General features: G+C 74.4%; 14 protein-coding genes. 9 read left to right on the top strand and 5 right to left on the bottom strand.

The window, feature by feature from the left end; all coding sequences use genetic code 11:
- Positions 1–105: 105 nt before the first annotated feature.
- The gene (locus ACFVGY_RS16090; protein ID WP_385676971.1) at positions 106–987 is read right to left on the bottom strand and encodes a hypothetical protein; all 882 of its coding nucleotides are present in this window, start codon (positions 985–987) and stop codon (positions 106–108) included.
- A gap of 36 nt (positions 988–1,023) precedes the next feature.
- Positions 1,024–1,683, bottom strand: a complete 660-nt coding sequence (locus tag ACFVGY_RS16085; RefSeq protein ID WP_385676968.1) for a TetR/AcrR family transcriptional regulator — start codon at positions 1,681–1,683, stop codon at positions 1,024–1,026.
- Positions 1,684–1,808: 125 nt separating this feature from the next.
- On the opposite strand from ACFVGY_RS16085, the gene ACFVGY_RS16080 reads away from it, so the two are divergent.
- The 3 genes from ACFVGY_RS16080 (at position 1,809) to ACFVGY_RS16070 (ending at position 4,712) form a co-directional block, all read left to right on the top strand.
- Positions 1,809–2,840 carry a medium chain dehydrogenase/reductase family protein gene (locus ACFVGY_RS16080; protein WP_385676965.1) on the top strand — a complete coding sequence of 344 codons (1,032 nt, stop codon included), beginning with the start codon at positions 1,809–1,811 and terminating at the stop codon, positions 2,838–2,840.
- Positions 2,841–3,104: 264 nt separating this feature from the next.
- Positions 3,105–3,416 carry a hypothetical protein gene (locus tag ACFVGY_RS16075; protein WP_385676962.1) on the top strand — a complete coding sequence of 104 codons (312 nt, stop codon included), beginning with the start codon at positions 3,105–3,107 and terminating at the stop codon, positions 3,414–3,416.
- Between the two features lie 255 nt (positions 3,417–3,671).
- The gene (locus ACFVGY_RS16070; protein WP_385676959.1) at positions 3,672–4,712 is read left to right on the top strand and encodes a vWA domain-containing protein; all 1,041 of its coding nucleotides are present in this window, start codon (positions 3,672–3,674) and stop codon (positions 4,710–4,712) included.
- A gap of 104 nt (positions 4,713–4,816) precedes the next feature.
- Here ACFVGY_RS16070 and ACFVGY_RS16065 read toward each other — a convergent pair whose 3' ends face one another.
- Both ACFVGY_RS16065 and ACFVGY_RS16060 read right to left on the bottom strand, forming a co-directional pair.
- Complete coding sequence (locus tag ACFVGY_RS16065) at positions 4,817–5,980, bottom strand: GDSL-type esterase/lipase family protein (RefSeq protein WP_385676956.1); 1,164 nt, start codon at positions 5,978–5,980, stop codon at positions 4,817–4,819.
- Between the two features lie 92 nt (positions 5,981–6,072).
- Positions 6,073–6,645: a TetR/AcrR family transcriptional regulator gene (locus ACFVGY_RS16060; RefSeq protein WP_385676953.1), complete on the bottom strand. Its 573-nt coding sequence runs from the start codon at positions 6,643–6,645 to the stop codon at positions 6,073–6,075.
- 355 nt (positions 6,646–7,000) lie between these two features.
- Here ACFVGY_RS16060 and ACFVGY_RS16055 point away from each other — a divergent pair, with 355 nt between their 5' ends.
- Positions 7,001–7,804: a DUF4190 domain-containing protein gene (locus ACFVGY_RS16055; RefSeq protein WP_385676950.1), complete on the top strand. Its 804-nt coding sequence runs from the start codon at positions 7,001–7,003 to the stop codon at positions 7,802–7,804.
- Positions 7,805–7,910: 106 nt separating this feature from the next.
- Here ACFVGY_RS16055 and ACFVGY_RS16050 read toward each other — a convergent pair whose 3' ends face one another.
- Positions 7,911–9,125 carry a S8 family serine peptidase gene (locus ACFVGY_RS16050; protein ID WP_385676947.1) on the bottom strand — a complete coding sequence of 405 codons (1,215 nt, stop codon included), beginning with the start codon at positions 9,123–9,125 and terminating at the stop codon, positions 7,911–7,913.
- Positions 9,126–9,822: 697 nt separating this feature from the next.
- Here ACFVGY_RS16050 and ACFVGY_RS16045 point away from each other — a divergent pair.
- From ACFVGY_RS16045 to ACFVGY_RS16025, 5 genes are read left to right on the top strand one after another with little or no spacing between them, the layout of a single operon-like run.
- Positions 9,823–17,064, top strand: coding sequence for an SDR family oxidoreductase (locus ACFVGY_RS16045; RefSeq protein ID WP_385676945.1), 7,242 nt, complete (start codon positions 9,823–9,825; stop codon positions 17,062–17,064).
- A gap of 1 nt (position 17,065) precedes the next feature.
- Positions 17,066–22,000: a beta-ketoacyl synthase N-terminal-like domain-containing protein gene (locus ACFVGY_RS16040; RefSeq protein ID WP_385676942.1), complete on the top strand. Its 4,935-nt coding sequence runs from the start codon at positions 17,066–17,068 to the stop codon at positions 21,998–22,000.
- Positions 21,997–22,329: an acyl carrier protein gene (locus ACFVGY_RS16035; RefSeq protein WP_385676939.1), complete on the top strand. Its 333-nt coding sequence runs from the start codon at positions 21,997–21,999 to the stop codon at positions 22,327–22,329. Before ACFVGY_RS16040 ends, ACFVGY_RS16035 begins: the two co-directional genes overlap by 4 nt.
- Positions 22,326–23,171: an alpha/beta fold hydrolase gene (locus tag ACFVGY_RS16030; protein WP_385676936.1), complete on the top strand. Its 846-nt coding sequence runs from the start codon at positions 22,326–22,328 to the stop codon at positions 23,169–23,171. The genes ACFVGY_RS16035 and ACFVGY_RS16030 overlap by 4 nt, the downstream gene beginning before the upstream one ends.
- Positions 23,168–24,385, top strand: a complete 1,218-nt coding sequence (locus tag ACFVGY_RS16025; RefSeq protein WP_385676933.1) for a glycosyltransferase — start codon at positions 23,168–23,170, stop codon at positions 24,383–24,385. The genes ACFVGY_RS16030 and ACFVGY_RS16025 overlap by 4 nt, the downstream gene beginning before the upstream one ends.
- Positions 24,386–24,470 lie beyond the last annotated feature (85 nt).

Here is a 24,470-nt window from a genome sequence, read left to right as displayed (position 1 = left end):
GCACGTGCACGGGCCCCGCTCGTGCACGTGCTCGTGCTCGGGCTCGGGCTTGGGCTTGGCGGTCGACGTCGGTCATCCCGGCGGTCTGCTCGGGCGCGTACGCCGTCATGCCGAGTCCGCCAAGCGCCGCAAGGCCGCCTCGACGTCTTTGCGGGCCCGCCGCGCCGCCTTCTCCGCCTCCTGGTGTCGTCCGGCGGCCGCGGCGGCCTCTTCGTCGGCTGCCGTCGAGCGTTCACGGAGGTCGGCGAGCCGTGCGCGGAGGTCCGCCGCGTTCGCCCGAGCTGCGCCGAGTTCGGCCTCGGCCTCGGCGAGTTCGGTCGCGGCCTGTGCTTCGGCGGTACGGGCCACTTCGGCCTCGCGCTCCGCGGCCCGGCGGCGGGCCTGCCGGGCGGGGGCACGGCCGTCATCCGGCGTCTGCTGTCCCGGCCCGGGCGGTTCCTCGGTCCGCGGGCGGGCAGCAGGAGCCGGTGCCTCCTGCGCCAGGCGGGCGCCAGGAGCGGGTTCCAGGCCGGCGAACCCGCCGGCGGGTTCGGGCGCTGCGTTCAGGTGCCCGGCGATCCAGTCGCTGCCGGCGTCCGGGTCGGCGAGGAGGCCGTGGAGGATCTGCTCGACCTCCCTCTGGACGGAATCGCTGACGCGTTCTCCCGCGGCGGCCGCCAGGGTCGCCGCATCCCGGGCGAGGCCGGCGATCACTTGGTGCTGCCGGCGGGAGAGCGTACGCAGTTGGGCGCCGTCGAGTTCGCGGTGTGCGCGCCGCAGCTCGCCGCCCAGATCGAGCAGGGCCTCGGCTTCTTCCGGGCGGGCCCGAGCAAGGACGTTCACCGTCCACACGGCGAGGGTCGGCTTGCGCAGTGCGGCGATGCGGCGCGCGGCCGCGGTGTCCTTCTCCCGGCGCGCCCGGGCGGCGTACGCGTCACGAGCAGCGATGAACTCGCCCGGCCGCAGCCCGTACAACTCCGCGACCACCGCGTCCACGTCCATGCCCATGACCGCCACCATGCGCCCCGCCGACGTGCTTCACGGTCAGGCGCGCCCAACACGGAGGGTCTGCGTCTCGGCGGTGTAGAGCAGGGCGGGGTCGAATCCCATCCCGGTGAAGTGGCCCGCGAGTTCCAGGGACAGCACGCCGTGCAGGCGGCTCCAGAAGGTGAGGGCCCGGCGGAGCGCGGGCGCCGGGGCGGGGTGTTCACCTGCCCGGGCGCGATGTTCGGCGAGGTCGGTGTCGAGGGGCTCGGCGGCTGCGGGCAGGGGTCCCTCGGCGTCGCAGGCGTCCAGCAGGACGGCCATGATCTCGGAGGCGATGCGGGAGGTGTCCTCGGGCGCCCGGTAGCCGGGAACGGGGGTGCCGTAGACCAGGAAGTACCGCTGTGGGTCTTCGAGGGCCCATTGGCGCAGCGCGTCGGCGAGGCCGCGGAGGTCGGCGGCGCCGGCTTCGGCGCGGCTGCGGAAGAGGTCGGCGAGGCTGCGGTAGGCGTCCTTGACGAGGGCGGTGATGAGCTCGTCGCGGTTGGCGAAGTACCGGTAGAGGGCGGGCCCGCTCATGCCCATCTGCTTCGCGATGGCGTTGAGGGAGAGGGCGGAGGCGCCGGCCGCGCCGATCTGGGCCCAGGCGTGCCCCTTGATCTCGTCCCTCACCTGGGCGCGATATCGCTCGCGCGGGGTCTTCGCGTCCGGCTCGGCCACGGCCCTGCCTCTCAGCTGTGCATCCAACGACAGTTAGAGGCTATCACTTTCCTTCTTGACTCTCATCAACCGCTGGCGTTATAACTTCTAACGAACGCAATCACCTCCACCGAAAGGGTTCGGTCATGGATGACGAAGGTCTCGTCGAGGTCGTGCTGCCGGGCATCGTGGCGCCGGAGGACCTGGAGGTCCGGCGGGGGGCGGTGCCCGAGGCGGGCCCGGGGCTGGTCGTGGTCGCCATGGAGGCGACCGGGGTCTCGTTCGCCGAGCAGCAGATGCGCCGCGGGCGGTACTACGACCAGCCGCCGTTCCCGTTCGTGCCCGGGTACGACCTGGTGGGCAGGGTCGTGACGGCCGGGGCGGGAGTCGACCCGGGCCTGGTCGGGCGGCGGGTCGCCGCACTGGTGAAGGTCGGCGGTTGGGCCAGCCACGTCCTGGTCGACGCCGAGGACGTCGTACCCGTGCCGGACCACCTCACCGCGGTCGAGGCGGAGACGCTGGTCGTCAACGGCATCACCGCCTGGCAGATGCTCCACCGGACCGCCCGGGTGCGCGCCGGGCAGACCGTCCTGGTGCACGGTGCGAGCGGCGGAGTGGGTTCGGTCCTGGCCCAGCTGGCCCGGGCGGCGGGCGCGACGGTGATCGGCACGGCCTCGGCCCGGCACCACGAAGCCCTGCGGGAGCTGGGTGTCCTCCCGGTCGACTACCGCGCCGGAAACGTCGCGGAACGGGTCCGTCAGCTCGCGCCGGGCGGTCTGGACGCGGTCTTCGACCACCTCGGCGGCCGCAGCGTGACCGACTCCTGGAACCTGTTGGGCGCAGGCGGCGCCTTGGTCGCCTACGGCAGCGCCTCCACCCGTGACGACACGGGCTCCAAGCAGCTGCCCGTACTGAAGATCCTCGCCCGCACGCTGCTGTGGAACACCCTGCCCAACGGCCGCCGGGCCTCCTTCTACAACATCTGGGCCGGCCGCGCCCTGAGCAAGGCCGCCTTCCGCGCCCGCCTGCGAGCCGACCTGACGGAGGTCTTCGCCGCCGCCGGCCGCGGCGAAGTCACCCCCCGCATCGCCGCTCAGCTCCCCCTCACCCGCGCCGCCGACGCGCTGCGCCTGGCCGAGTCCGGCACGGTCACCGGCAAGATCGTCCTGACCCCGTGAACCAACGGGTCGTGCGGACGAGCCCTGCCCGACCGGTGCAGCACGGATGACAACCGATCGGCCCGGTTCCGCGTCCTGCGCAGCAGAGTCATCTCCGGCCGACGGCGCGGAGCAACGCCGACCCTGGAGGGCATCATCGAGACGTCAACCGCTCAGACGTCAACCCCTGACCGACCCGGCCGGACCGAACGCCCCCGCCGGACAGCCGGAATCGGCAGGCTCCTGCTGGGCGGGGTGGCGGGGGCGCTGCTGACCGCCGCGCTCATGACCGTTCTGTGGTGGCCGCGGACGGAGGTGACGTACCGCAGCAGCGCTCCCTCGTCCCTGGCCTACGACGACGGGTCGCCGCACTTCCTGGGACTGGTGCACCGCCACAGCCTGTCCGGTCGGGACTCCTACCGGATGGTGATCGGCAGGGGTTCCGGCCTCTCCTACGGACACTGGGTGGACGTGGACACCGCTCTGGGCTCGAAGGGCATCGACACCACCACGTGGACGGAGTCCGGGGTGCGCGTCCGCTTCCTGACCGGCCACGAGCTCTTCGTCCCGGCCCGCTTCTTCCTGCACGGCAGGTGACCGGCCCGGTGGGCCGGTTCAGACACGGGCGCGGACCTGCTGCACCGGATGCCCCAATCGGTCCCCCAGTGCCGCCAGCCGCGTGGTGAACCCGGCGTCGCAGTGCGCCTCAAGGAGATCGCCCCACCACTGCGTGTCGACGGACCCCTGCTACCGAGCGGATGCGGTGACCACCGGCGCTGCCCCTGCTCGGCGACCGATTGTCAGTGGTGGGTGGCAGGATCGGAGCATCAAGTCGGAAAAGGGGGAGCGTTCATGTCCGGGAACCAGAACTACATCAATCACGTTGCTCTTGTGTTGGACGCCAGTTCGTCCATGTCACAGCTGAGCGGCAAGGTCGTCGAAGTAGCGGACCAGCAAATTGCCTATCTGGCCCGCCGGTCGCAGGAACTGGACCAGGAAACCCGCGTCACGGTGTACGTGTTCGCGGACAAGGTGGAATGCGTCATCTACGACAAGGACGTGCTGCGCATGCCGTCCTTGAAGGAGCTGTACCGGGTCGGTGGAATGACGGCTCTGTTGGCGGCCACGCTCAAGTCGCAGCGGGAGCTCGCCCAGACGGCCCAACTGTACGGCGACCACAGCTTCCTGACGTTCGTGCTGACCGACGGGCAGGAGAACGCAAGCCATCGCTCCCCGGACGCCCCTGCCAGGAACCAGCGGGAACTGGTGCAGTCCGTGGCCACGATGATCGAGACGCAGGGGGACAACTGGACGCTGGCCGTCCTCGTGCCGGACCAGATGGGCAAGCGCGAGGCCATGCAGTGCGGTTTCCCGAAGGACAACATAGCCATCTGGGACGCCACGAGCACGCAGGGTCTGGAGGAGGCCGGGCAGGTCATCCAGCAGGCCACCGAGAAATTCATGGTGGGCCGCACCAAGGGCATCCGGGGATCGCGGGCGGTGTTCTCCACGGGGGCAGAGGCAGTCAACAAGGACACCATCCAGGCGGCCGGTCTCACCCCGGTGAATCCGTCGGAGTACGAGCTGATTCCCGTGGCTCGCGAAACGGCGATCCGGGACTGGGTCACCGAATGCGGGCACACTTACCGCACCGGTTGTGCGTTCTATCAGCTGAGCAAGTCGGAGAAGGTCCAGGCACGGAAGCAGATCGCGGTCCTGGAGAAGAAGACGGACCGGGTGTACACGGGGCCGGAGGCCCGCGCCCTGCTCGGCCTGCCGGACTCGGAGGTCCGCGTCAAGCCGGACCACAACGACGACTTCACCATCTTCGTGCAGAGCACCAGTGTGAACCGGAAGCTCGTTCCGCACACGCGGCTCCTGCTCATGGTCTGACGCCCTCGAAGCCCCGCCGGTCCGCTTCGACTGGCGGGGCTTCCGCACGCCACGGCCGTCTAGACGGTACCCGGGGGCGTGCTCCCGCGCTGCGGACCGGTGGGTTACGCGAAGGGGCCGCCGGGGTTGAAGGCATGCCGTGCGAAGCGTTCACCCATGAGGCGGTGGGTCGCGGCGTCCGGGTGCAGGTTGTCGGGAAGCGGCACTGCGGCCTCGTCCGACGGTCCGTACAGTTCGCGTCCGTCGAGGTGGTGCAGGTTCGGGTCGTCGGCGGAGCGCTCGCGGACGATACGGGCCAGCTCGTCCCGGACGACGGCGAGGGTCAGTTTTCCGTCAGCGACCCCACGGGGGTCACCCGTCGCCCGGAACTTCAGCTGCCCGGTGGCGAGGGAATCCGGGTCGGGCGCGCAGGGACCCGGGGTGTCCTCGTGTACGGGGCACAGGATCGGCGAGACGACGAGCAGCCGTGCCGTCGGGTGGCCTTCGCGGATCGTGTCGAGGAAGCCGTGCACGGCCGGGCCGAAGGCCCGCAGCCTCATCAGGTCGAAATTGACCACGTTGATCCCGATCTTGATGCTGATCAGGTCGGCGGGGGTGTCACGGATCGTGCGGGCCGTGAACGGGTCGAGGAGCGCGCCGCCACCGAACCCCAGATTTAGCAGCTCCGCGCCGCCGAGCGAGGCGGCGAGGGCGGGCCAGGTGGTGCTGGGGCTCGCCGCTTGGGAACCGTGGCTGATCGAGCTGCCGTGGTGCAGCCAGACGGGACGGTCGCGGCGGGGCGACGGCTCCACTGGGGCGTCGGTGCGCAGCGCGACGAGTTCGGTGGTCTCGTCGTGCGGCAGCCAGATCTCGACGTCCTTCGCTCCGGCGGGCAGATCGGCGAAGCGGACGGCGGCCGGCGGGCCGGGGCGGTGCTCGGTGCTCCAGTCCGTCATGTCGATGACGAGGGTGTTGCCGCCGTCGGCGCTGCCCTGTGCGGTGAGTCTGCCGTCGACCAGCAGGTCGTACACGCCGTCCGGCATGGGCGGGGCACCCAGGTAGACGCGCTTGGTGGGCACCGTGTCGAGTTCGACCGCGGTGGCCCGGGTGCGGAAGGCGAGGCGTACGCCGGACGGCTGGGCCTCGGCCATGGCGAGCTGTCCGTCGGTGCACTGGGCCCGGGCCCGGGCGGGCAGCCGGTGCGGCAGCAGTCCGCGCGCGGTGCGCTCCAGCTCGATGGCGCCGCGCACCAGGGCGTCGGTGAGGGGGGTGGTGACCCAGTTCGGCATGAGGGGTTCGGAGGACTTTGAGGGATCTAAGGGATGTGAGTGCATGGCACGGGCTCCTGCGGCTTGGTGCGGGGTGGACTGCGGGTGGGCGCTCATGGGGTGGGCCAGTCGCGCAGGAGGGCGTCGAGGGCATCGATGATGCGCTCCCAGCTTTCCTGGCTGTCGGGTGGGCCGTGACTGAAGCCGCCGGCCCTCTCCAGGCTGACGTAGCCGTGGAAGACGCTGCCGAGCATGCGGACGGCGTGGGTCTGTTCCGGTTCCGCCAGGCCATAGGCGCGCAGAACGGCCCGCGTCATCCGCGCGTGGCGTACTCCGGCGCTCGCCAGAGCGGTCTCGGTGTCCAGTGGGAACCGGGTCGCGGTGTAGCGGCCGGGGTGCTGTCGGGCGTAGTCGCGGAAGACGTCCGCGTACGCACCGAGGGCGTCCTTGCCGGACCTCCCGGCGAGGGCGTCGGCGGCCCGGTCGGCGAGTTCTTCCAGGCAGGACAGTGCGATCCGGGTCTTCAGGTCCTGGGAGTTGCGCAGGTGCGAGTACAGGCTCGCCACCTTGACGTCGAACCTCCGGGCGAGTTCGGAAAGCGTCACGTGCTCGAAGCCGATCTCGTCCGCCAGCTCCGCCCCGGCACGCACCAACCGGTCCGCCGTGAGACCGACACGTCCCGCCATGCGCATCTCCTCCCCAAGCAACGCCTATGATGTTTAGGAGATTACCTAAAGCATATAGGCAGCGTACGGCGAGGCGGTCATCTCCCGGGGCAGGCAGGGCGTATCAGCCGCGAGGCGGCCCGCCCCGCGGTCTAGGCTCGACCCGTGGCGCAACCCGAACAACGCGTCGAAGGCTTCGGACCGCCGCATCGTCGACCCGTACCCACCGGGCGACCGGGCGCCGGGCCCTGCGCGCGGCCGGGGCATACTGGGGCGCGGCCGATCCGAACATCATCCGCCCATCAGTCCCCCACCCGGCGGCGTCACCGCCCGGCTGCTGGTCACGTCCCACCCTCTCGCGAGGAGCACCACACGCATGTCGATACCCCCGCAGCCACCGTCGTCCCCACCGCCCTATCCGCAGCCGGGGCCGTACGGGCAGCCCGGCCAGCCGGGACATCCCGGACTGCCCGGACAGGCGGCGCCGTACGGCGGTCCGCAGGGCTGGTACGCGCCGCCGCAGAAGACCAACGTGCCCGCCGTCGTGGCGTTCGTGATGTCGCTCGTCTGCGCGGTGCCGCTCGTCCCGCTGATCCTCGGCTTCATCGCCCTTTCCCAGATCCGCAAGAACGGCGAGAAGGGCAGGGGGCTGGCCATCGCGGCCATCGCCATCCACGCCGTGACGCTGACGTTCACCGCGGTCATGCTGGTTCTCGGGCTGTCCGGAGCACTGGACGACGGCCCTGCGCCGCGGCGCGACACCGGCGGCCAGGTCACCACCCCGGGCTCCAGCGAGGTGGAGGACATCCGCAAGGGGGACTGCTTCAACACCGATGACGATCTGGCGAAGACCCAGGAGAAGGAGGGCACCCAGGCCCGCTTCTCGGTGCGGACCGTGCCCTGCGACCAGCACCACGAAGGTGAGGCGTACGCCGTCTTCGACCTGGACGACGGCCCGTTCCCCGGCACGGACAAGGTCGCCGCGACCGCCGAGGAGAAGTGCGGCGGAAAGGCACTGACCGACTACGTGGGCAACGCCGCGAAGCTCCCGAAGACGCTGGAGGTGTTCTTCTACTACCCGCAGGCCAGCAGCTGGACCCTCGGCGACCGCTCGATCACCTGCTTCCTGGGCAACCCCAACGGCACGAGCACCGGCTCCGCCCGCGCCACCGGCTCCTGAACCACCGTCACCGGCCGCCCGCGCCGGCCGAGGCCGCCGCATCCCCCCTCGGGTGCGGCGGCCTCGGTGCTCGTGCGGGCGGATCAGGCCACGGGGGTTGATCCGGCTACCGGTCGGATACCTTCAGCAACTTGTTCGGCGTACCACTGCTCGGGTTGGTGATCTTCCCCGGGGTGGCGGCCGCGGTCAGGGCCTCCGCGACCTGTGCGGGGGTGGCGCCCTTGTGACCGGCCAGGTACAGCGCGGCCGCCCCCACGACGTGCGGGGTCGCCATGGACGTACCGGAGATCGTCTTCGTGCCCGTGTCGCTGTCGTTCCAGGTGGAGGTGATGTCCGACCCGGGTGCGTAGAGGTCCACGACGGAGCCGAAGTTGGAGAAGGACGACTGGGCGTCGGCGGCGGTGCTGGAGGCGACGGTGATCGCCTCCCGGACGCGGGAGGGCGAGCCCTGTCCGGCGTCGCTCGACTCGTTGCCCGCGGCGACCCCGAAGGTGACGCCCGCCGCTATCGCACGGCGCACCGCCTCGTCGAGCGCCTCGTCGGCACCGCCGCCGAGGCTCATGTTCGCCACGGAGGGGCCGCTGTGGTGCTGCGTCACCCAGTCGATCCCCGCCACGACCTGCTCGGTGCTGCCCGACCCGTTGTCGTCGAGGACGCGGACGGCGACGATCTTCGCGGCCTTCGCCACCCCGTGCGACCGGCCGGCTATGGTCCCGGCGACGTGCGTGCCGTGCCCGTTGCCGTCGTCGGCGCTCTGGTCGTTGTCCACGGCGTCGAAGCCGTGCTCGGCCCGGCCGCCGAAGTCCTTGTGGGTGATCCGGACGCCGGTGTCGATGACGTACGCCGTGACGCCCTCCCCGCCCGCGTCGGGGTAGGTGAACTTCTTGTCCCCGGCCGTCTCCGTCTGGTCGATGCGGTCGAGGCCCCAGGACGGAGGGTCGTCCTGGGTGGCGTTGATGGAGAACTTCTTGTTCTGGACGACCTTGGCCACCGCCGGGTCGGCCGCTAGGCGCTTGGCTCCGGTCTCCGAGAGCCCGGCCGCGGAGAAGCCGTTGACCGCGGACGTGTACGTGCGCTTGAGTTCGCCGCCGTACTTCTTGGCGAGGGCCTGTTTGTCGGCGTTCCGGTCGAGAATGACGATGTAGCTGCCGGGGAGCGCTCCGGGGGCGCCGAGCCCGTACACCGTGCCCTCGGCGGGCGCGGTTGCGCCGGCGAAGGGTGATAACAGCATGCAGAGGCCGGCCGTGGTGGCGACTCCCGTGGTCACTGCCAGGATGCGGAGGCCGCGTGAACGCGCGCGGGCCTGCCCGTGAGTTGACATGAGGAGGGTTCTCCTTGTGTTGACGTGTGGGGCGTCAAAGCGTTGTCGTGCAACCCCGTTGGAGCCGAAGGATCTTCTGGGGCTGGTTCGAAACCCTGACCGATTCGCAGAGGCGATTCAAGGCCGCCCGGGCCGTCAGCCGTGTTCGACAAGGTTTCTCAAGGAGATCTCCTCGTCAGCACCTCGAAACGATCACACTCTTCGAACGACGCACACATCTACGTCACTTCACGATGCACTAGCGAACATCAGGTCCGGGCGGACCCGCCGTCGCCGCCCGCCACCGCGTCCGGCTTCCAGCTTCCGGCCACCTCGGAGTCCGCCCCGCGGCGGAGCAGCGGCGGTCTTCGGACATCCGTGGGTCGCGCCGGAGCGGGCCCGGCGACCTCTGACGCTACTGACCAGTACTTTCGATCGTCCGCGCCGCTCGGGAACGACGTCATTGCGCCGTTCAATTCGCGGGGCGCGGTCGCATGGTTTTCTCCCGGCGACCTCCAGCTCTCGTGGCCGGTTCGGCGCCATGGCGTCCGGATCAGCGACTCAGCGTTGACCCTTCAGTAACTTGGCGCTAGTTTCGCTTCGTTCACCGAAAGGCCCGAATTCCCGTTCCGGGCCCGCGCGACCTCGTGCCTTCCCGCGGCCTTAGTCATGGCCGAAATCCCCCCACCGGGCAACGCCATCGCACATTCGGAGAATTATGACGTCGGTAGAGCGAGTCATCGGCCTGACCCCTTTCGGCGAACCCGACGCCCGCCTCGCGGCCGCGGTCACCCGCGGCGGTGGACTCGGCGTCCTGGACCTCGGGCCCGGCGACCGGGCGGCCCGTGAAGCCCTCCGCGACCTGCGGCGATGGCTCCCCGGCCGGTACGGGGTGCGGATCGGGCCGCGGTGCCGATTACACCCCGGGGACATGGCCGGACTGCTCGCCGGGCCCGACGGGCCTCGGACCGTGCTCCTCGGTGTCGGGGCGACCGTGCGGTGCGGCGACCTGCCGTCCGGCGTGCGGGTGCTGGCCGAGGTCACCGGCCTGGCGGAAGCCCGGGCCGTCCTGGACGACGGCGCGCACGGCCTCGTCGCCCGGGGCAGCGAATCCGGGGGCCGGATCGGCGAACTGGGTACGTTCGTGCTGCTGCAGCAGCTCCTCGACGCCACCGGCCCCGACGGGCCGCCCGTGTGGGCCTGCGGGGGCATGGCGCCGGACACGGCCGCGGCCGCCGTCGTGGGCGGAGCCGCGGGAGTGGTGCTCGACACCCAGCTGGCCCTCCTCGCGGAGTCGGCGCTCCCCGCGTCCGTGGCGACCGTCCTGCGGTCGGTGGACGGCTCCGAGACCACCGTGCTGGGCGGCCACCGCTTCCTGCACCGCCGCGGTCCCGGCGCCCTGCCGGTCACGGACCTGCCCGACGACGCGGACAGGATCGCCGGCCTGTTGGGTGCGCGTGACCCGGACGACCAGCTGCTGCCGGTCGGGCAGGACGCCTTCCTCGCCGCTCGGTTCGCCGACCGCCACCGGGACGCAGCCGGCACGGTCCGCGCCGTCACCGAAGCCGTCCGGAACGCGACCGAGGACGACACCGCCGCCCGCAGCCTCGGCGCCGGGTCACCCATGAGCCGGGCCCTGGGCACCCTGTTGCCCGTCGCCCAGGGCCCGATGACCCGGGTCAGCGACGGGGTGGACTTCGCCCGCGCGGTCTCCGACGGCGGAGCCCTGCCCTTCCTCGCCCTGGCGCTCGCAGGACGTGAGCGGGCCGACGCCCTGCTCGCCGAAGCCGCCGCGGCGCTCCAGGGCCGCGCCTGGGGGGTGGGGATCCTCGGCTTCGCGCCGGAGGAGACCCGTACCGCACAGCTCGAAGCGGTGCGCGCGCACCGGCCCAGCCACGCCGTCATCGCCGGGGGCCGGCCCTCGCAGGCCCGGGCCCTGGAGGCCGACGGCATCCGGACCTTCCTGCACGTGCCCTCCCCCGGCCTGCTGCGCCAGTACCTCGGCGAGGGCGCGCGCCGGTTCGTCTTCGAAGGCGCCGAGTGCGGGGGCCACGTGGGCCCGCGCAACAGCTTTCCGCTGTGGGAGGCACAGACCGGCGTCCTGCTCGACCACGTGACGCAGGATCCCGGCTCCGCCCCCGACATCGAGGTGTTCTTCGCAGGCGGTGTGCACGACGCCCGCTCCGCCGCCATGGTGGCGGTCCTGGCGGCACGGCTCACCGCCCGCGGGTGTGCGGTCGGCGTGCTGATGGGCACCGCCTACCTGTTCACCCGGGAGGCCGTCGCCCACGGCGCCGTACGGCCCCTGTTCCAGCGGCAGGTGCTGGCCGCCGAAGGCACCGCGCTGCTGCGGACGGCTCCCGGGCACGCCACGCGGTGCGTGCCGAGCCCGTTCAGCGAGGGCTTCCGGGACCTGGCGGCGAGCCTGCGCGCGGACGGCGTTCCCGACCGCGAGGTCTGGGAGCGGCTGGAGCGCCTGAACGTGGGCCGGCTGCGGCTGGCGAGCAAGGGCGTCGAGCGCACCGGTACCGGTGCGCTGGCCGCGGTGGACGAGGAACGGCAGTACGCCGAGGGGATGTTCATGGCCGGTCAGGTGGCCGTGCTGCGCGATGCCACCACCAGCATCGCCGCGCTGCACTCGGCCGTCACCGACGGGGCCGCCGCCTTCCTGGAAGGGCGCCGCGCCGCCCTGCGGGCCGGGCAGGACCGGGAACCGGGCGGGGCCGGCCCCCAGGCGCCCGCTCCGCTGGACGTGGCCATCGTCGGCATCGCCTGCATGTTCCCCCAGGCCCCGGACCTGGCGGCCTTCTGGGCGCAGGTGCTGGACGGCCGCGACGCCGTCACCGAAGTGCCCCCGGAGCGCTGGGACCCCGACGTGCACTGCTCCCCCGGCCCGGACGGCTCCGCCCCCGCCAGCGCGTCCAGATGGGGCGGGTTCCTGCCCCGCATCCCCTTCGACCCGCTGCGCTACGGCATCCCGCCGGCGTCGCTGGGCAGCATCGAACCGGTGCAGCTGCTCGCGCTCGAAGCGTCCCGGCGCGCCCTGGAGGACGCCGGCTACGGTGCGGACGGCCGCGCCTTCGACCGCTCGCGGACCGGGGTGGTGTTCGGCACCGAGGCCGGCAGCGACCTGTCCAACGCCACCACGCTGCGGGCCGTGCTGCCCTCCTTCTACGGGCAGGTGCCCGCCGGGTTGGACGAGCAGCTGCCCCGGCTCACCGAGGACACCTTCCCCGGCGTGCTCGCCAACGTCGTCGCCGGCCGGGTCGCCAACCGCCTGGACCTGCGCGGCCCCAACTACACGGTGGACGCCGCCTGCGCCTCCTCGCTGGCGGCCGTGGACGTGGCGTGCAAGGAGCTCGTTCTCGGCACCAGCGACGTGATGCTGTGCGGCGGCGCGGACCTGCACAACGGCGTCAACGACTACGCCCTCTTCACCTCCGTGCACGCGCTGTCCCCGACCGGCCGCTCCCGCGCCTTCGACGCCGCGGCCGACGGCATCGCCCTCGGCGAGGGCGTCGCCTGCATCGTCCTCAAACGCCTCGCGGACGCCGAGCGGGACGGGGACCGGGTGTACGGGGTGATCAAGGGGGTCGGCGCTTCGAGCGATGGGCGCTCCCTGGGGTTGACCGCGCCCAGGCCGGACGGCCAGCGCGCCGCCCTGGAACGCGCGTACCGGGCCGCCGGCGTCTCCCCCGCCGAGGTCGGTCTGCTGGAGGCCCACGGCACCGGGACCGTGGTCGGCGACCGCACCGAACTGGGCGTGCTGACGGAGGTCTTCGGCGAGGCGGGGGCCCGCGCCGGGAGTTGCGTGGTGGGTTCGGTGAAGTCGCAGATCGGGCACACGAAGTGCGCGGCGGGGCTGGCCGGGCTCATCAAGGCCGCGCTGGCCCTGCACACCGGGGTGCGGCCGCCGACCCTGCACCTGGAGAGACCGAACCCCGCCTGGCGGGCCGGGGCCGGCCCCTTCGTCTTCCACCGGGAGGCGCTGCCGTGGCCGGCCGCCCCGGAGCGGCGGTACGCGGGGGTGAGCGCCTTCGGCTTCGGCGGCACCAACTTCCACGCGGTACTGGCCGCCCACCAGGGGGACGGGCCGCCGCCGGCGCATGCCCGGGACGTGTGGCCGGCCGAGCTGTTCCTGTTCCGGGGCACCGACGAGGCGGCCGCCCGGCGCGCCGCAGCAGGGCTGCTGGACCTGGCCGACGCGGCCGTCCGCGGTGACGCCCCGTGGCGGCTGCGCGACCTGGCCGCGACGGCGTCCCACCGCGCGGCGCGGGCCCGCGGGAGCGTCCGGATCGCCTTCGCCGCGGGCGACACCGAGGACCTGTGCCGCCTGCTGCGGGTGGCAGTGGAGGCGGACGACGGGGCGGATGCGGGCCCGCGAGCAGATCGGCCTGCGGCTACGGCTGCTGCGGCTACGGCTGCTGCGGCTGCGGGGGTCGCCGCGGGTGCCGCGGGTGCCGCGGGCGGGGTGTACCGGGCGGCCGACGGGAGCGAGGGGCCCGGGTGTACGGCCTTCCTCTTCCCGGGGCAGGGAAGTCAGCGGCCCGGCATGTCCGCCCACCTCTTCACCGCCTTCCCCGATCTCGGCCGGCTCCTCGGCGCCGACACGGACGGCGGGGCCGTCGGGGCGTTGTACCCGCCCGCCGCCTTCGACGACGCCGCCCGGGAGGAGGCGCGGCGGGCGCTCACCGACACGCGGGCCGCGCAGCCGGCGCTGGGCATGGTGGAGCTGGCGGCGTACGAACTGCTCACCCGTTGCGGGATCCGGCCCGACATGGCGGCCGGACACAGCTACGGCGAACTGGTCGCCCTGTGCGCCGCGGGCGTCATCGACGCCGAAGCGCTGCCACGGCTGAGTTCCGCCCGCGCCGCGGCCATCCTGGACGCGGCCGGTGACGACCCCGGCGCCATGGCGGCGGTGGCCGCCACCCCGGAGGACATCGGGCGGGTGCTGGGCGGTCCACCGCTGCCGGACGGGCTGGTCATCGCCAACCACAACGCGCCGCGTCAGAGCGTCCTGTCGGGACCGACCCGCGCGGTCGAGGCGGCGGTGCGCCGGCTGCGGGACTCCGGGCTGGGGGTGAAGCGGTTGCCCGTGGCCTGCGCCTTCCACAGCCCGGTCGTGGCGGCGGCCGGGCCTGCCTTCGGCCGGGTCCTGGACGAACTACCCCTGCGGGAACCGGAGTTCGAGGTCTGGGCCAACCGCACCGCCCTCCCCTACGGGTCCGGTCCCGAGGCGGTGCGCGGGGAGCTCGCCGCGCAGATCGGGGCGCCGGTGCGGTTCGCGGCGCAGATCGAGGCGATGTACGGCGCCGGAGCCCGGACCTTCGTCGAGGTCGGGCCCGGCAGGGTGCTGGCCCGGCTGGTCGCGGAGGTCCTGGGGGAGCGGCCGCATGCGGTCGTTGCCGTGGAACCGCGCGCAGACAGCGGTCTCGCGGGTTTCCTCGACGCACTCGCCCAGCTGGCGGCCTCCGGGCTGCCGGTGGTCAACGACTGGATGTTCCGGGGGCGGGAGGCCGTGGACATCGACCGGGCCGCCGCCCCGCGCGCGCCCGGCTGGACCGTGGACGGGCACCTCGTCCGGACCGCGTCCGGCGAGCCGCTTCCCGGCGCCCTCGCGCCGGCCCGACGAGTCGTGGAGGCTCCCGTGACGACGAACCCCGGTGACGAGGCGTCCGGCGCACCGGACGCGCTGATCGCCGAGTTCCTGCGCAGCAGCCGGGAGGTGATCGCCGCGCAGCGCGACGTGCTCCTGGCGTACTTCGGCGGCGTGCCGGACGGGAAGGTCCCCGGCAGTGCCGCTCCGGCGCCGGCGCCGGTACCCGCGCCCGAGTACGGGGCCGGGTGGACGGTCGATGCCGGGGTACCGGGGCTCGCGGCCCCGCCGGCTCACGGGGTGCCTCCGGCGGGCGTCCCGGGAGCTGGTGCACCGGATGCCTCCGCGCCTGCGCCGAAGTCAGCGGAACTCACTGAGGAAACGATACTGCGGGCGGTCCTGGAGCTGATCAGCGAACGCACCGGTTACCCCCTGGACATGGTCGAGCCGGGACTGGACCTGGAAGCCGACCTGAGCGTGGACTCGATCAAACGTGCCGAAATCGCGGGAGAACTCGCGCGGCGCCTCGGTGGCTCCGGCGACGGCCCCGTGCCGGCGGCACTGGACGACGCGGAGCTGGAGGAGCTGACGCGGGCGCGGACCGCGTCCGCGATCGCCCGATGGCTCGTGGCCCGCGCGAGGGCCTCCGGCCCGGCCCCGGAGCCGCCGGTCCCGGCCGGGGGCCCGGTCGCCGCCACCATGCCCGCCATCATGCCCGCCGCCGCGCCCGCCGCGGCCCAGGGCGAGGTCCCCCCGGCATCCGGGAGCCCGGCGCCGCCCGTCCCGGACGGCCCGGAGCCCACCCCGGGCCCGTACGCGGAGCCGGCGGCGGAGGTTCCCGTCGTGGCCGCCCCCCGGCGGTACCGGGTGGTGCGGGCGCGGCTGGCGAGCCCGGCCGGTACGACGGCGGACCTCTCGGGTACCCGGTGGCTGCTGATCGGCGACGGCGCGGGGACCTGGCGCGGGACCGCCGCGGAACTGCGGGCACTGCTGACCGCGCGCGGCGCGCAGGTGGCATCGGCTGAGACGGCGGGGACGGCAGAGACAGCGGAGGCGGCCCCCTCGGCGCCGGCCGACGGCCCTGCGGACGGTGTCGTCGTACTGAGCGCACTGGGCGACGGCGGCGGTCCGCCGTTCCTGCCGGCCGGGTTCACCGTCGTACGGGACGCCCTGCGCGGTGCGCCGCGGCGCCTGCTGGTCGCCCGGGAGGCCGGGTACGGGACGCGGGCTGCCGGGACGGACGGGCTGCTGCGGTCCGCCGCCCGCGAGTACCCCGACGTCGCGGTGCGCTGCGTCGCGCTCGATCCGGGTGGGCCGTCCGGGCCGGTGGCGGCGGCGGAGGCGCTACTGGAGGAGCTGCTCGCGGACGGCCCCGAGCCCGTCGTCGTACGCGCGTCGGCCGGACGGTTCGCGCCGGTGCTCACCGAGGCGCCGCTCGGCCCGCTCGCCGGCACCGGCGCGGGACCGGCCGGCGAGGGCGCCGCCGAGGCGGAGGCGCTGGGGCTGGACCGCGACAGCGTCGTGCTCGTCGTCGGCGGGGCCCGCGGGATCACCGCGCGGTGCGTGGCCGTGCTGGCCGCCGCCGCCCGCTGCCGCATCGAACTCCTCGGCCGCACCCCAGTGCCCGCCGGGCCCGAGGACCCGGTGACCGCCGCCGCGCCCGACCGCGCCGCCCTGCGGGGCGCGCTCGCCCGGAGCGGCCGCTGCGCCTCGCCCGCCGAGGTCGACCGCGCCGCCGACCTGATCCTGGCCCAGCGCGAGATCACCGCGACGCTGGACGCCGTACGGGCCGCCGGCGGCCGGGCCCGGTACCGCAGTGTCGACTGCCGGGACGCAGCCGCCGTGCTCCAAGCCGTCAAGGAGATCCACTCCGAGCACGGCCGCGTCGACGGGGTGGTCCATGCCGCCGGGGTCATCGAGGACCAACTGATCGAGGACAAGTCGGAGGCGTCCTTCCGCCGCGTCCACGGCACCAAGACGGAGGGCGCGGCCGCGCTGCTCGCAGCGGTCGAGGAACTGCCCCAGGCCGAACACCCCTCGTTCGCCGTCCTGTTCGGCAGCATCGCCGCCGTCCTTGGCAACCGCGGGCAGGCCGACTACGCGGCGGCCAACGACGCGCTGGAGGTCTACGGCGCCGCCTGGGCGGCCCGCACCGGTCGGCGCGCCCTGACCGTGCACTGGGGGCCGTGGGCCCCCTCCGAGGGCCACGGCGGCATGGTCGGCCCGGAGCTGGCCCGGCACTACGCCCGGCGCGGGGTCCGGCTGATCGATCCGGAGGAGGGAGCCCTGGCCCTGCTGCGGGAACTGGCCTGGGGTGACCCTGCGGACCGCGCCGTCGTCCTGACCGCCTCGGAGTGGTGACGTGACCCGCCCTCCCCACGGGGCAGCCCCCGCGGTCCCCGTCGCCATCACCGGTATGGCCGTGCTGCTGCCGGGCGCGCCCGACCTGGCCGCGTACTGGCGCAACCTGTGCGCGGGTGCGGACGTCATCGGCGAGGTCCCGCCCGGACGCTGGGACACCGCCTACTACCACCCCGGCAGCGCACCGGAGCCGGCGGCGGCCGACCGGGTGTACTGCCGGCGGGGCGGCTTCGTGGACGCCTTCGCGGAGGTGGACGTCACCCGATGGGGCGTCATGCCGTCGTCCGTGCCCGGCACCGAACCGGACCAGCTGATCGCGCTGCACGTGGCGGCGAACGCACTGGCCGATGCCGGCGGCACCGACCGGTTGCCCGACCGCGACCGCATCGGGATCGTCCTGGGCCGCGGCGGCTACCTCACCCCCGGCCTGGTCCGCCTCGACCAGCGCGTCCGCACCGCCCGCCAGCTGGTGCACACGCTCGGCGAGCTGCTGCCGGGCCTGGATGCGGATCAACTGGAGCGGGTGCGGGCGGCGTTCACCGAGCGCCTGGGGCCCGACCGGCCGGAGGACGCCATCGGGCTGGTGCCCAACCTCGCCGCCTCCCGGGTCGCCAACCGCCTGGACCTGCGGGGCCCCGCCTACACGGTCGACGCCGCGTGCGCGTCGTCGTTGCTGGCCGTGGACCAGGCGGTCGCCGCACTGGCCGCCGGCCGGTGCGACCTGATGCTGGCCGGAGGCGTGCACCACTGCCACGACATCACGCTGTGGAGCGTCTTCTCCCAGCTGCGCGCCCTCTCGCCCAGCGAGCGGATCCGCCCCTTCCACCGCGGCGCCGACGGACTCCTCATCGGTGAGGGCACCGGTGTGGTGGTGCTCAAGCGCCTCGCCGACGCGGAACGCGACGGGGACCGGGTCTACGCCGTGATCCGCGGGACCGGGGTCAGCAGCGACGGCCGCACCTCGGGCCTGGTGAACCCGGATCCGGCCGGGCAGGCCCGAGCGGTGCGGGCGGCCTGGCGGGCCGCCGGCCTGGACCCCGCGGCGCCCGGGTCGCTGGGGCTGCTGGAGGCGCACGGCACGGCCACCCCGGCCGGCGACGCCGCCGAACTGGCCACCCTGCGCGAGGTGTTCGGCCCGGCGGAACCCGGGCGGTCGGCGCAACGGGCCGTCCTCGGGTCGGTCAAATCCATGATCGGGCACGCCATGCCCGCCGCGGGGGTCGCCGGGCTCGTCAAGGCCGCGCTCGCCGTCCACCACGGCGTACTGCTGCCGACCCTGCATTGCGAGGACCCGCATCCGGCGCTGGCCGGGACCCGTTTCCGTCCGCTCGCGCAGGCGGCCCCCTGGGAGGCCGGGCCGGACGGCGGGCCGCGCCGGGCGGCGGTCAACGCGTTCGGGTTCGGCGGGATCAACGCACACGTCGTCCTCGAACAGGCCCCGACCGGCGCGGACACCGCACCGGCCGGCCTCCCCGCCCCGCCCGCACCGCGGGAACGGGCCGTGGTCGACGAGCCGGAGCGGGTGCTGCTCCTGGCCGCCGCGACGTCCGACGCCCTGGCCGGCCTCCTCGACGAGTGCGGGGCGTCGGGGCCCGCGGCCGGGGCCTGCGCCGCCGCGGGGGCCGGGCCGGTACGGCTGGGCGTCGTCGGCCCCACCGCAGAGCGGCTCTCGTTGGCCCGGCGGGCCGTCGCCAAGGGCGAGCCGTGGCACGGGCGCGGCGACGTGTGGTTCCGGCCGCACCCGCTGCTCGGCGCCGGCGCACCACCCGGGGCCGGCAGGACGGTCTTCCTCTTCCCCGGCCTGGAGGCCGAGTTCGCGCCCCGGGTCGACGAGGTCGCCGACCGGTTCGGCCTGCCCCGATCCCCGGCCCCACCCGCCCCGGCCCCGGCCCCGGCCGGCAGCCGGACGGGCGGAGGGGGAGAACCGGCCGGACCGGGCGGACCGGGACAGCTGGGCCGGCACGGGCTCGGCGTCGTCGCCGTCGGCCGCCTGCTGGACGCCGCGCTGCGCCGCATCGGCGTCGTCCCGGACGCGGTCGCCGGGCACAGCGTCGGCGAGTGGACGGCGATGGTCGCGGGCGGGCTGTACGAGGAGGAGGCGGTGGACGCGTTCGTGGCCGCCCTGGACCCGGAGGCGGTCAGGGCCGCCGATCTGGCGTACGCGGCCGTGGGCGCGCACGCCGACCGGGTGGCCGCAGAGCTGGCCGCCGGGGACCATTCCGCTGTGGTCGTCTCCCACGACAACGCGCCCCACCAGTGCATGGTGTGCGGACCGCCCTCAGCGGTGGAGCGGTTCGCCGCCGCGCTGCGCGCCGAGGGTGTGCTGGTGCGCACGCTGCCGTTCCGCTCCGGCTTCCACACCCCGATGCTCGCGCCCTGTGTCGGGCCGTTCCGGGAGGCTGCCGAACGGCTGCCGCTGCGCGCCCCGCACACCCCCGTCTGGTCCGGCACCACGGCGGCGCCGTTCCCGGCCGACGAAGCGGGGATCCGGGAGCTGTTCGTACGCCACCTGCTCGAACCGGTCCGCTTCCGCCTGCTGACCGAGGCACTGTACGGGGCGGGGTTCCGCGTCTTCGTCCAGGCGGGGCCCGGGCAGCTCGGCTCCCTGGTGGGGGACTCGCTGGCCGGGCGGGACCACCTGGTGGTGGCCGCCAACTCGCCCCGGCGCGGAGGGCTGGACCAGCTCCGGCGGGTGGCCACCGCCCTGTGGACGGCGGGCGCCCCCACCGGACCGCAGGCGGTGGACGCCCCGACCGCATCCGGGCACGCCGGGCCGCCCGGCTCCGTCGGACTCCGGCAAGGGCGTCCGGTCCGCCTGGACCTCGGCGGCGCGCTGGTGTCCCTGCCGCCGTCGGCCCGTCCCTCCCTGACCCCGTGGCCCCCTCCCACCGCGGGGGACGCCCCGCCGGGCGCCCCGCCGGACGCCGCACCGGACGCCGCGCGCGGAGCAACGCTCGACGCCGGGCGCCCGGCGGCGGTTGTCCCTCCCGCCGGGCCCGCGCCCGCGCCCGCGTCGGCGGCGGCGGCCGGCTCCGTGGCAGCGGAGCTGTCGGCCCTGCTGCACGAGACCGCACAGGCCGCGCAGACCGCCGCCGCGCTGCTCACCGCGGCCCGTCCGGCAGCGCTCGTACGCCGTCCGGCGCAGCGATCCGCCGCACGGCCGGCCCCGGTCGGGCCGGTGCCCGCCGCTCGCGGGCGGCTACCGGAAGCACGCCCCGTGCCGGAACCCCCGTCCGGCCCGGCCGCACCGCGATCCGCGGCCGCCGGTTCCGCCCGGCGCGAGACGGTGCGCGTCTCGGTGGAACAGCAGCCGTACCTGCTGGACCACTGCTTCTTTCCGCAGCGGGCGGACTGGCCGGACGTCGCGGACCGGTGGCCGGTGGTGCCGGCGACGACGATCGTGGCGCACATGATGGCGGCGGCGGAGCGGTCCGTACCGGGACAGGTGGCCGTTGCCGTGCACGACGCCTGCTTCGACCGGTGGCTGACGGCATCCGAGCCGGTGGACGTCGAGGTCGCCGTCACCCCGTGCGGGCCCGGTCGGGTGGCGGTGTCGTTCGGACCGCAGGCGCGGGCCGTCGTGGAGCTGGCCGCCTGCCACCCCGCGCCGCCGCTGCCGCCCGGACCTCCCGATCCGGCTTCCGAGCGGGAGCCCGACCACACCGCCGAGCAGGTCTACCGCGAGCGCTGGATGTTCCACGGCCCGGCCTACCAGGGCATGAGCCGGCTCACCGCCATCGGCGACCGGCACGTGCGCGCCACCCTCACCACACCCCCCGCACCGGGGGCGCTGCTCGACAACGTCGGCCAGGTCCTCGGTTACTGGATCATGGCAACCCGCACGGACCGGACCGTGGTCTTCCCCGTGCGGATGCGGCACATGCGCTTCTTCGGCCCGTCCCCGCGGCCCGGCACTCCGGTGGAGTGCCTGGTCCGGATCGTCTCCCTCACGGACACGGTCCTGGAGGCCGACGCGGTGCTCAGCGTGGCGGGCCGGGTGTGGGCGGAGCTGACCGGATGGCAGGACCGCCGCTTCGACAACGATCCGCACACCCGGCCGGTGGAACGTTTCCCCGACCGCAACACGCTGTCGGTGGCCATGCCCGGCGGCTGGTCGCTGGTGTTCGAGCGCTGGCCGGACCTGGCCTCCCGCGAGTTGATCATGCGTAACGTGCTGGGCGGACCCGAGCGTGCCGCCTACGCCGCAAGGCCCCCGCGCGGCCGCCGCCAGTGGCTGCTGGGCCGGATCGCCGCGAAGGACGCCGTACGCCGCCTGCTGTGGGACGCCGGCGAGGGGCCCCTCTTCCCCGCCGAACTCCTCGTGGACAACGAGTCTTCGGGACGGCCCCGGGTCACCGGGCGGCACGGCCGTACCCTGCCGCCGCTGGAGGTTTCGTTGGCGCACCGTGCCGAGGCGGGCGTCGCGCTCGCCCGTGCCGGAGGTCCGCCGGATCCACCGGGCGGGGACGGTGCGCGGCCCGGGCGATCCGGGCCGGGGATCGACATCGAGGAGATCGCCGAGCCGGCCGGGGCGACGCTGGACACGGCGTTCGGACCGGGCGAACGCGCGCTCCTGACGGCTCGCCAGGCGGACTCCGAGGAGGCGCGGGACCTGTGGTTCACCCGCTTCTGGGCGGCCAAGGAGGCCGTCGCCAAGGCCGAGGGCACCGGCTTCGCGGGCCGTCCCAGGGACATCGCGGTGACGGCCGCGGAGGCAGACCGGTTGACGGTCCGCGTCCGCCGGCCGGCGGGGTCGGGCGCGCCGGACGCGTCGGACGTGTCGGAGGGCCCGGCCCGCGTGTACCGGGTGCACTGCGTACGCGTCGCCAATCCGCCCGGACTGCCGCCGCGCGCGTACGTCGTGGCGTGGACGAACGGCCCGGACCCGGAACCGCCGGGTACGGGCGCCGACCGTGACGAGGGGAACGAGTCGTGACGACCAGCCGGCCCAGTCCGTCCGAGGGCGCCGACGAGGCGGAGGTGCTCGCCGAACTGACCTCCATGATCCAACAGGTGCTGGACGGATACGAGTTGGAGGAGGGCGAGGTGACCATGCGGACCCGCTTCGGAAGCGACCTGGAACTCGAGAGCATCGACCTGGTGGCGCTCGCCGGGCTGTTGGAGGAGCGCTACGGCGGTGCGGTGAACTTCGCCGAGTTCGTGGCCGGCATGGAGCTGGAGGAGATCATCGAGCTGAACGTGGGCCGGCTGGTCGAGCACGTCTGCCTGTGCCTGAAGGCCGCGGACGGAGCCGGCCCGCGATGACCGTCCTCGACACCGGCCGGGTCCGGCTGCACGTGCAGCGCCTCGCACCGACGGACGGCGGGCCGCCGCGGGCCACGGTGGTGCTGGTGCACGGCCTGCTCACCGACAGCCTCGCCAGCTACTACTTCACCGTGGCCCCGGCCCTCGCCGGCGCCGGGCTCGACGTGGTCATGTACGACCAGCGGGGACACGGCCGCAGCGGACGGCCCCCGTCCGGATACGGCCTGGACGACGCCACCGATGACCTGGACGCCCTGCTCGCCGGGCTCGACGTGCCCGGACCCGTGCACCTGGTGGGCAACTCGTACGGCGGTACGGTCGCCTTCGCCTTCGCGCGGCGTCGCCCGGAGCGGGTGGCGAGCCTGGTGGTGGTCGAGTCGGAACCCGCCACGGCCGCGTGGGCGGTCAAGCTGGCCGGACTGCTGGAGCGGGTCCGCCACGAGATGAGCGTCAACGAGAACGCCGCCCTCGACTGGATCGCCGCCCACCACGGCGGCCACACCGCCCGCCTGGCGAAGTCCGCCGGGCGGCTCGTGCGGGACACCACCATCGCCCGGGACATCCCGGCCAGCCCCGTCCTCGACGACGCGCAGATCCGCACCGTCCGCTGCCCCGTCCTCGCGCTCTATGGTGCGGACTCCGACCTGGCCGAACAAGCACCCCGGCTGCGTGCGCTACTGCCGCACTGCACCACGGTGCTGCTGCCGGGCCTGCGCCATTCGGTACTGGTGGAGGCGCCCGGGCGGGTGCGGGACGCGGTCCGGGAGTGGGTCGGGCGCCACGACCGGACCCCGCCCCCGAGGGAGCCGGTCACGGCCGGGTCGCAGGGGTGCACCCGGTGAGTTCCTTCCTGTTCGTCGTGCCGCCGCTGGTCGGGCACGTCAACCCGCTCGTGGGTGTGGCGTCCGCGCTCGCCGCCCGCGGCCACCAGGTGGCCTGGGCGGGCGAACCCACGCTGATCCACCGTCTGGCCGGACCGGACGCGGCAGTCCATCCGTGCCCGCCGGGTGAACCGGATGGACCGGATGGACCGGGCGGGCCGGGCGGGGGCGCGGCCGACGCCGTCCGGCCGCCGGACCTGCGCGGCCCCGAGGCACTGCGCTTCCTGTGGGAGCGCTTCCTGGTCCCGCTCGCCGAGGCCATGGCGCCGGGGGTGCGTCGGGCGGTCGACGTCGTCCGGCCGGACGTGGTCGTCGCCGACCAGCAGGCGCTCGCTGGAGCGCTGGTCGCGGAGGACCTGGGGCTGGCGTGGGCGACGTCGGCGACGACCTCGGCGGAGTTCGCCGACGCACTCGCCTCGATGCCGCGGGTCGCCGCCTGGAACGACGCCCTGCTGAGGGACCTGCGCGGCCGGATCGGGCATCCGGGCGGCACCTGCGACCCCCGGTTCTCCCCCCACCTCGTCCTCGCCTTCAGCACCCCCGAACTGGCCGGGCCCGCGCTGCGCGGCGGCGACCGCGTCCGCTGGGTCGGCCCTTCGCTGGCCGCCCGGCCCCGCCCCGCCGCGTTCCCCTGGAACCGGCTCGATCCCGGCAGGGCCCTGGTGCTGGTGACGCTGGGGACCGCGAACGCCGGTGTCGGCGGGCGTTTCCTCACCGAGGCGGCGAGCGCGGTACGGGCCAGGGCCGGGAGGGTCCAGGCCGTGGTGGCCGACCCGGAGGGGGTGCTCGGCGTACGGACGGACGATCCGGACGTCATCGCGCTGCCCCGGATCCCGCAGCTCGACCTGCTGGAGCGCGCCGCCGCGGTGGTCTGCCACGCGGGCCACAACACCGTGTGCGAGGCGTTGTGGTACGGGGTGCCGCTGGTCGTGGCGCCCATCCGCGACGACCAGCCGGTGATCGCCGCACAGGTGGCGGACGCGGGCGCGGGGGTCCGGATCCGGTTCGGCCGGGCCGGTGCCGCCGCGATCGGCGCGGCGCTGGACACCGTACTGGGCGAGCCGCACGCCCGTGCGGCGGCCGCGAAGGTCTCTGCCGCCTTCCGTGCGGCGGGAGGCGCGAGCGCCGCGGCGGACCATCTCGAACGGCTGGCAGGGCAGGAGGACCCCGTATGAGCTCCGCATCGCAGGCAGAGGGCAGGCGTGAGGACCGCGGCACCGGCGGCCCTCCCGCCGCCGGCCGTACGGGCCGCAGGGAACG

Source organism: Streptomyces sp. NPDC127106 (assembly GCF_042677605.1).
GTDB lineage: Bacteria > Actinomycetota > Actinomycetes > Streptomycetales > Streptomycetaceae > Streptomyces.
This window is presented reverse-complemented; position numbering and strand designations above follow the sequence as displayed.